Below are 7,932 nucleotides of genomic sequence, written 5' to 3'. Positions count from 1 at the left end.
GTGCCGTGGCGGGCGGCGGGGCCGCGGGTGCCGTGGCGGGCGGCGGCGGAGAGACGGCGGTGGCCGAAGGCACGGCGACGACCGCGCCGACCACGGGCCCGGAACCGACGCCGGGGGAATCCAACCGGCCCTTCACGACCATGGCGGGTGCCACGGTCGCCACGACCGGAGAGGCGCTGTCGGCGTCCGGGCTGGGCGCTGTCGGTGCCTTGTCCGAAGGGATCGCGGGCTGCATCGACAGTTTCGATCCGTCGGTCGCGGCAGGGGCGGGCTTCGCCGCCACATGGACCTATGCCCGCGAAGGCAAAGGCGCGGTCAGCGAGGACGAAAAGCTGCGCGCCATGCGGAAATCCGGCGTGGCCGCCAGCATGGTGCCCGGCCAGCGCTGCACGTTCCGCAGCAATGCGATCACCGGCGCGGTGGGACGGGCGACGGCGCGCGACGTGCTCGATGACCGGCTGGGCGGGGCCTATACCATCGGGTCGCCTTACGGGCGCACCGGCGACTGCGAGGGATACACCTTCGCCAGCGGCGCGACGAAGTTGTGGATGTACTTCACCGACGCCCAGGGCGGCACCTGCGACGGCAACGGCGCGGGCGTGACGATAAGGCTGGCGCCCTGACGGGCAGGCCACAATGCGCTGCGCGGTGACGCGCGGCGGCGAGACAAGAGACGATATCGAAAGCAAGGGACAGACATGGCCGTTCTCATCGACGAAAATACCAAAGTCATCTGCCAGGGGTTCACCGGCTCGCAGGGGACGTTCCATTCCGAGCAGGCCATCGCCTATGGCACCAAGATGGTCGGCGGCGTGACACCGGGCAAGGGCGGGCAGGAGCACCTGGGCCTGCCGGTGTTCAACTCGGTCCACGAGGCGAAGGCCGTGACCGAGGCCAACGCGAGCGTGATCTACGTGCCCCCGCCCTTCGCGGCGGACAGCATCCTCGAAGCGATCGACGCGGAGATGGAATTGATCGTGTGCATCACCGAGGGCATCCCGGTTCTGGACATGATGAAGGTCAAGCGGGCGCTGGAAGGGTCGAAATCCAAGCTGATCGGGCCGAACTGCCCCGGTGTCATCACGCCGGATGCCTGCAAGATCGGCATCATGCCGGGCCATATCCACAAGCGCGGATCGGTCGGCGTCGTGTCCCGGTCGGGAACGCTGACCTATGAGGCGGTCAAGCAGACGACCGATGTGGGGCTGGGGCAATCCACCTGCGTCGGCATCGGCGGCGACCCGATCAAGGGAACCGAACATATCGACGTGCTGGAATGGTTCCTCGGCGACGACGAGACCGAGAGCATCATCATGATCGGCGAAATCGGCGGATCGGCCGAGGAAGACGCGGCGCAGTTCCTGGCGGACGAGAAGAAGAAGGGCCGCTGGAAGCCGACCGCGGGCTTCATCGCCGGGCGCACGGCCCCGCCGGGCCGCCGCATGGGCCATGCCGGGGCGATCGTCGCGGGCGGCAAGGGTGGCGCCGAGGACAAGATCGAAGCCATGCAAAGCGCGGGCATCGTGGTGGCCGACAGCCCCGCGGGTCTGGGCGAGGCCGTTCTGAAAGCGCTTGGGCGCTGATCCGATGCGGGCCGTGGCACCTGCCCTGATCGCCCTGCTGGTCCTGTCGGCCTGCGGCGACGCGCTGCCGAGCAAGACCACCGAGCGGCGCACCACCGCCACGTTACGGTACAACGACGTGGCCCGGACGGTCGAGGATGCGCAGGCCGAGGTGCGCGCGATGTGCGGCGAGGCCGAGGTGCTGTCCGTGAGCCAGCCCCGCCCGGTCGTCGGCGACACCGGCGAGATCCTGCAGGAGGTCACGGCGCAATGCGTCGCCACCTATGACGGGCGCGGACGGCTGGTGCTGGACGACGATTGACACCGGTTCCGGCGCGCGCGTCCGCGCCGGGCCATTCCGACGATCCGGGCCGCGGGTCCGGACGAAAGGCAAGGACCATGGGACCACAGCAGGCCATCGCGGTCTGTCTTCGCAAATACGCCACGTTTTCCGGGCGCGCGTCGCGGCCGGAATTCTGGTGGTTCATGGGTGCGCTCTGGCTGGGCTCCGCGGTGATGGCGGTCCTTGATGCCACGCTGTTCGGAGCGGACCCGGATGCGGGCGGGCCGCTGTCGCTGATCTTCGGGCTGGCCACCTTCCTGCCGGGGCTGGCCGCAGGCTGGCGGCGCATGCAGGACACGGGCCGGATGGGTCTGTACCTGCTGTATCCCGTCACCATCATGATCGGGCTCGGCTTCGCGGCTTCGGTGCTGGAAGGCACGGGGCTTGCGGACATGCCCGTGCTGGAAGGCCCCGGCCTGTTCGCGCTGCTCGCCGTGATGATCCTGTTCCTGCTGTCACCCTTCATCGTTCTTTACTGGCTCCTGCGTCCGTCCCAACCCGGCCCCAATGCCTATGGCCCCAATCCCAACGAGGTTATGCCATGACCGACCAATCCCCGAATGACCTCTTCCATGCCTCGTCCTTCCTTCAGGGGCACAATGCCGAGTATGTGGAACAGCTTTACGCGCGCTACGCCGCCGACCCGGCCAGCGTGGACGCCACATGGGCCGAGTTCTTCGCAGCGCTTGGCGACGACGACCGCGACGTGAAGGCCGAGGCGCGGGGCCCGAGCTGGGCGCGCGCCGACTGGCCGCCCGTGCCCGATGACGATCTGACCGCCGCGCTCGACGGGCAATGGCCCGCGGCGGCGCCCGCGAAGGAAGCGAAGGCGGCAGGCGACAAGATCAAGGCGAAAGCCGCCGAGAAGGGCATCAGCCTGAGCGACGCGCAGGTCCAGCGCGCCGTGCTGGACAGCATCCGCGCGCTGATGATCATCCGCGCCTACCGCATCCGGGGGCACCTGGTGGCGGATCTCGACCCGCTGGGGATGCGCAGCCAGACCCCCCATCCGGAGCTGGACCCGAAATCCTACGGCTTCGCCGATGCCGACATGGACCGGCCGATCTTTCTGGACAACGTGCTGGGGCTTCAGGTCGGGACGATGCGCCAGATCCTCGAGATCGTGAAGCGCACCTATTGCGGCACCTTCGCGCTGCAGTACATGCACATTTCCGACCCGGAACAGGCCGCGTGGCTGAAGGAGCGGATCGAAGGCTTCGACAAGGAAATCCGCTTCACCCGCGAAGGGCGGCGCGCGATCCTGAGCAAGCTGGTGGAGGCCGAGGGCTTCGAGAAGTTCCTCCATGTGAAATACATGGGCACGAAGCGGTTCGGGCTGGATGGCGGCGAAAGCCTTGTCCCCGCGATGGAGCAGATCATCAAGCGCGGCGGCGCGCTGGGGGTGCAGGAGATCGTCATCGGGATGCCGCACCGGGGCCGGTTGTCGGTGCTGGCGAACGTGATGGCCAAACCCTATCGCGCGATCTTCAACGAGTTCCAGGGCGGCAGTTTCAAGCCCGAGGACGTGGACGGATCGGGTGACGTGAAATACCACCTTGGCGCGAGTTCCGACCGGGAATTCGACGGCAACACGGTGCACCTGTCGCTGACCGCGAACCCCAGCCACCTGGAAGCCGTGAACCCGGTCGTGCTGGGCAAGGCCCGCGCCAAGCAGGACCAGCATGGCGACCCGGACCGCACGAGCGTGCTGCCCATCCTGCTGCATGGCGACGCGGCCTTCGCGGGCCAGGGCGTGGTGGCGGAATGCTTCGCGCTGTCGGGGCTGCGCGGCCATCGCACGGGCGGGACCATCCATATCGTCGTGAACAACCAGATCGGGTTCACCACGGCACCGCATTTCAGCCGCTCCAGCCCCTATCCCACGGATAACGCGCTGGTGGTGGAGGCGCCGATCTTCCACGTCAACGGCGACGACCCAGAGGCGGTGGTGCACGCGGCCAAGGTGGCGACCGAGTTCCGGCAGAAGTTCCGCAAGGACGTCGTCATCGACATGTTCTGCTACAGACGGTTCGGGCACAACGAAGGCGACGAGCCGATGTTCACGCAGCCCGAGATGTATACCAAGATCAAGAAACACAAGACGACGCTGCAGCTGTATACCGAGCGGCTGGTGTCGGACGGACTGATCCCGGAAGGCGAGATCGAGGACATGAAGGCCGCGTTCCAGGCCCGCATGAACGAGGAATTCGAGGCCGGGAAAGAATACAAGCCCAACAAGGCCGACTGGCTGGACGGGCGCTGGAAGCATCTGGACGCACGGCCCGAGGAATACGACCGCGGCCGCACCTGGATCGCGCCCGAAACCATGGAAGAGGTCGGCAACGCGCTGACCCGCATCCCCGAGGGGCTGAACGTCCACAAGACCGTGGGCCGGCTGCTGGAGGCCAAGAAGGCGATGTTCGAGACCGGCGAGGGCTTCGACTGGGCCACGGCGGAGGCGCTGGCGTTTGGCTCGCTGGCGACGGAGGGCTATGCCGTGCGGCTGTCGGGGCAGGATTGCACCCGCGGCACGTTCTCCCAGCGGCATTCGGCCTTCATCGACCAGAAGACCGAGGAACGGTATTACCCGCTCAACAACATCCGCGAGGGGCAGGCGAAATACGAGGCGATCGACAGCGCGCTGTCGGAATACGCGGTGCTGGGTTTCGAGTACGGCTACAGCCTGGCCGAGCCCAACGCGCTGGTGATGTGGGAAGCCCAGTTCGGCGATTTCGCCAACGGCGCGCAGATCATGTTCGACCAGTTCATCAGTTCGGGAGAACGCAAGTGGCTGCGCATGTCCGGCCTGGTGATGCTGCTGCCCCACGGCTTTGAGGGTCAGGGGCCGGAACATTCCAGCGCGCGGCTCGAACGGTTCCTGCAGCAATGCGCCGAGGACAACTGGATCGTGGCCAACTGCACGACACCGGCCAACTATTTCCACATCCTGCGCCGCCAGATCCATCGCAGCTTCCGCAAGCCGCTGGTGCTGATGACACCGAAGTCGCTGTTGCGCCACAAGCTTGCGGTGTCGAAGACCGAGCACTTCCTGGAAGGGTCGTCCTTCCACCGGGTGCTGTGGGACGATGCCGAACACGGCCTGTCCGACACGAAACTGGCGGCCGACGACAAGATCCGTCGCGTGGTCCTGTGTTCCGGCAAGGTCTATTACGACCTTCTGGAAGAACGCGACGCGCGCGGGATCGACGACATCTACCTGCTGCGGATCGAACAGTTCTATCCCTTCCCTGCGCTCAGCCTTGTGAAGGAGCTTGAGCGGTTCAAGGAGGCGCAGGTGATCTGGTGCCAGGAAGAGCCGAAGAACCAGGGCGCATGGACCTTCATCGAGCCGAACATCGAATGGGTCCTGCGCCGCATCAAGGCCAAGGCGAAGCGCCCGAAATACGTGGGTCGCGCCGCTTCGGCCTCGCCCGCGACGGGGCTCGCCAGCCAACACAAAGCCCAGCAAGCCGCGCTCGTGAATGACGCGCTGACGATCGAAGGAAACTGAACATGACGACCGAAGTCCGTGTGCCCACCCTGGGCGAAAGCGTCACCGAGGCGACCGTGGCCACCTGGTTCAAGAAGCCGGGCGACACGGTGGCGCAGGACGAAATGCTGTGCGAGCTGGAAACCGACAAGGTGACGGTGGAGGTGCCGGCCCCCGCCGCGGGCACGCTGTCCGAGATCGTGGCGCAGGAAGGCGAAACCGTGGGCGTCGATGCGCTTCTGGCGTCGATTTCCGAAGGGGCTGCGGGCGGCGAGGCCAAGCCCGCACCCAAGGCCGAGGCGAAGGCCGCGGATGACGGCGGCGATGATGCCGGCGACACGGGCGGCGAAAGCATCGACGTGATGGTCCCGAGCCTTGGTGAAAGCGTGTCCGAGGCGACCGTGTCCACGTGGTTCAAGAAGGTCGGCGATACCGTCGCGCAGGACGAAATGCTGTGCGAGCTGGAAACCGACAAGGTGTCGGTGGAGGTCCCTGCCCCGGCTGCGGGCACCCTGACCGAGATCCTTGCCGAGGAAGGCGCGACCGTTTCGGCCTCGGCCAAGCTGGCGGTGATCGGCGGCGGCGCGGCCAAGGCCAAGGCTGCCCCGGCAGAGGACAGCGCGCCCAAGGATGCCCCCGCCAAGGACGACGACAGCGGCCGCAAGGACGTAGAGGACGCGCCGTCCGCCAAGAAGCTGATGGCGGAAAAGAACCTCAGCGCCGATCAGGTCACCGGCACGGGCCGCGACGGGCGCGTGATGAAGGGCGACGTGCTGGCGGCGATGACCAAGCCCGCCGCCAAGGCCGACGCCCCGGCAGCCCCGCGCGCGCCGGTCCCGGCCGAGGATGCGTCGCGCGAGGAACGGGTGAAGATGACCCGCCTGCGCCAGACCATCGCGCGCCGCCTGAAGGACGCGCAGAACACCGCCGCCATGCTGACCACCTATAACGAGGTGGACATGACCGAAACGATGGCGCTGCGCAGCGAATACAAGGACCTGTTCGAGAAGAAGCACGGCGTGCGCCTGGGCTTCATGTCGTTCTTCACCAAGGCGTGCTGCCACGCGCTGAAGGAAGTGCCCGAGGTCAACGCCGAGATCGACGGGACCGACATCGTCTACAAGAACTTCGTGCATATGGGCATCGCCGCCGGAACCCCCACGGGGCTGGTGGTGCCGGTGATCCGCGACGCGGACCGGATGTCCTTTGCCGAGATCGAGAAGGCCATCGCCGAGAAGGGCAAGCGCGCCCGCGACGGCAAGCTGTCGATGGCCGAGATGCAGGGCGGGACCTTCACGATCTCGAACGGCGGGGTGTATGGCTCGCTCATGTCGTCGCCCATCCTGAACCCGCCGCAATCGGGGATCCTGGGGATGCACAAGATCCAGGATCGGGTGATGGTCGTGAACGGCGAGATGAAGATCCGCCCGATGATGTACCTGGCGCTGAGCTACGACCACCGGGTGGTGGACGGCAAGGGCGCGGTGACGTTCTTGGTGCGCGTGAAAGAGGCGCTGGAGGATCCGCGGCGGTTGCTGATGGATTTGTGACCGCCGGGTGAGCGATCCGGATTACGAATGGGACGCCGAGAAGGCCGCGCGGAACATGGCCAAGCACGGCGTCCCGTTCGAGGCCGTGACCGGCTTCGACTGGGAAACGGCGATCGAGGCAGAGGATACACGCTATGACTATGGCGAGACACGGTTCCAGGCGTTGGGCAGGATCGCGGGACGATACCATATCCTTGTGTATGCTTGGCGCGCGGGCCGCATCCGCGTAATCTCGCTTCGCAAGGCCAACCGGAGGGAAATCCCATGACCGCCCGCCACAAACCGCCCGAAGACTACGACGAGAACCCGGCCCTCGACGCCGATTTCTTCGCCCGCGCCCGGCCCGCGGCGCCGGGTGAAGCGGCGCGGCTGCGGGCCGTGCTGAAACGGATCGTCGAGGCGCATGAAGAGGGGCGTTCGCTGGACGAGGAGATCGCCACGGCGCGGGACGCGTTGTCGGGGGTGGAGTAGCGGGGTTTTGGGAAGTTTGAGCAGTAGCGAGGTGCTGAAGACTCCGCAGCAGTAACTCGTGGAGTTATGACCGTGAAATTTAGCACCCCAAGATAAGGAAGCGGAGCCGTTATATGGATGCTCTTGAGAAGACGAATTTAGTTCTCGCAAAGATCCTGAATATCGCAATGGAAAATGGAGTTAGTCATTGGGATCTGCACTTTGAAGATCTTGACCTCGATAGTAGCTACGAGACGTTTTTTTATCCTTGTGTCGCTTGGCTCGAAAACGAAGGCCTGATCAGGGTCGAAGAATACAATCGAACAATGGGCGGTTATGCTAGCGGCTCAGTCCAGAACATTGCACTTACTGCGCGTGGGATGGCAATTCTTGATCAAGACGTAAATATTAGGGGAAACGAGGAAAAGCTTTCCTCCGCTGTCACGAAAGTAAGTGAAGGACAAGTTGACTACCACAAGTTTGCCACCGCCCTTGGCGGCTTTCTTGGTGGCGTCATTAAATCACTAGGATAGACGA

General features: G+C 65.5%; 9 protein-coding genes. All 9 read left to right on the top strand.

Annotation, left to right across the window (positions count from 1 at the left end; genetic code table 11):
* The coding region (locus tag DDE13_RS09135) for a hypothetical protein (protein WP_222626062.1) at positions 1-623 on the top strand (623 nt) is incomplete at its 5' end.
* A 75-nt stretch (positions 624-698) separates the two neighbouring features.
* Positions 699-1,583: a succinate--CoA ligase subunit alpha gene (gene sucD / locus DDE13_RS09130; RefSeq protein WP_111403649.1), complete on the top strand. Its 885-nt coding sequence runs from the start codon at positions 699-701 to the stop codon at positions 1,581-1,583.
* Between the two features lie 13 nt (positions 1,584-1,596).
* Positions 1,597-1,884 carry a hypothetical protein gene (locus DDE13_RS09125; protein WP_162630923.1) on the top strand — a complete coding sequence of 96 codons (288 nt, stop codon included), beginning with the start codon at positions 1,597-1,599 and terminating at the stop codon, positions 1,882-1,884.
* Positions 1,885-1,961: 77 nt separating this feature from the next.
* Entirely contained in the window at positions 1,962-2,450 is a 489-nt protein-coding gene (locus DDE13_RS09120) for a DUF805 domain-containing protein (protein WP_111403645.1), read from the top strand.
* Entirely contained in the window at positions 2,447-5,416 is a 2,970-nt protein-coding gene (locus tag DDE13_RS09115; RefSeq protein ID WP_111403643.1) for a 2-oxoglutarate dehydrogenase E1 component, read from the top strand. The genes DDE13_RS09120 and DDE13_RS09115 overlap by 4 nt, the downstream gene beginning before the upstream one ends.
* Before the next feature lie 2 nt (positions 5,417-5,418).
* Positions 5,419-6,945 (top strand): 2-oxoglutarate dehydrogenase complex dihydrolipoyllysine-residue succinyltransferase, encoded by a 1,527-nt coding sequence (gene odhB / locus DDE13_RS09110; RefSeq protein ID WP_111403641.1) that lies wholly within the window; start codon positions 5,419-5,421, stop codon positions 6,943-6,945.
* A 7-nt stretch (positions 6,946-6,952) separates the two neighbouring features.
* Positions 6,953-7,213 carry a BrnT family toxin gene (locus DDE13_RS09105; protein ID WP_111403639.1) on the top strand — a complete coding sequence of 87 codons (261 nt, stop codon included), beginning with the start codon at positions 6,953-6,955 and terminating at the stop codon, positions 7,211-7,213.
* Positions 7,210-7,416, top strand: coding sequence for a hypothetical protein (locus DDE13_RS09100; protein WP_111403637.1), 207 nt, complete (start codon positions 7,210-7,212; stop codon positions 7,414-7,416). Before DDE13_RS09105 ends, DDE13_RS09100 begins: the two co-directional genes overlap by 4 nt.
* Positions 7,417-7,529: 113 nt before the next feature.
* Entirely contained in the window at positions 7,530-7,928 is a 399-nt protein-coding gene (locus DDE13_RS22810; RefSeq protein WP_162630922.1) for a hypothetical protein, read from the top strand.
* Positions 7,929-7,932 lie beyond the last annotated feature (4 nt).

This window comes from Meridianimarinicoccus zhengii (assembly GCF_003254465.1).
Lineage (GTDB): Bacteria > Pseudomonadota > Alphaproteobacteria > Rhodobacterales > Rhodobacteraceae > Meridianimarinicoccus > Meridianimarinicoccus zhengii.
This window is presented reverse-complemented; position numbering and strand designations above follow the sequence as displayed.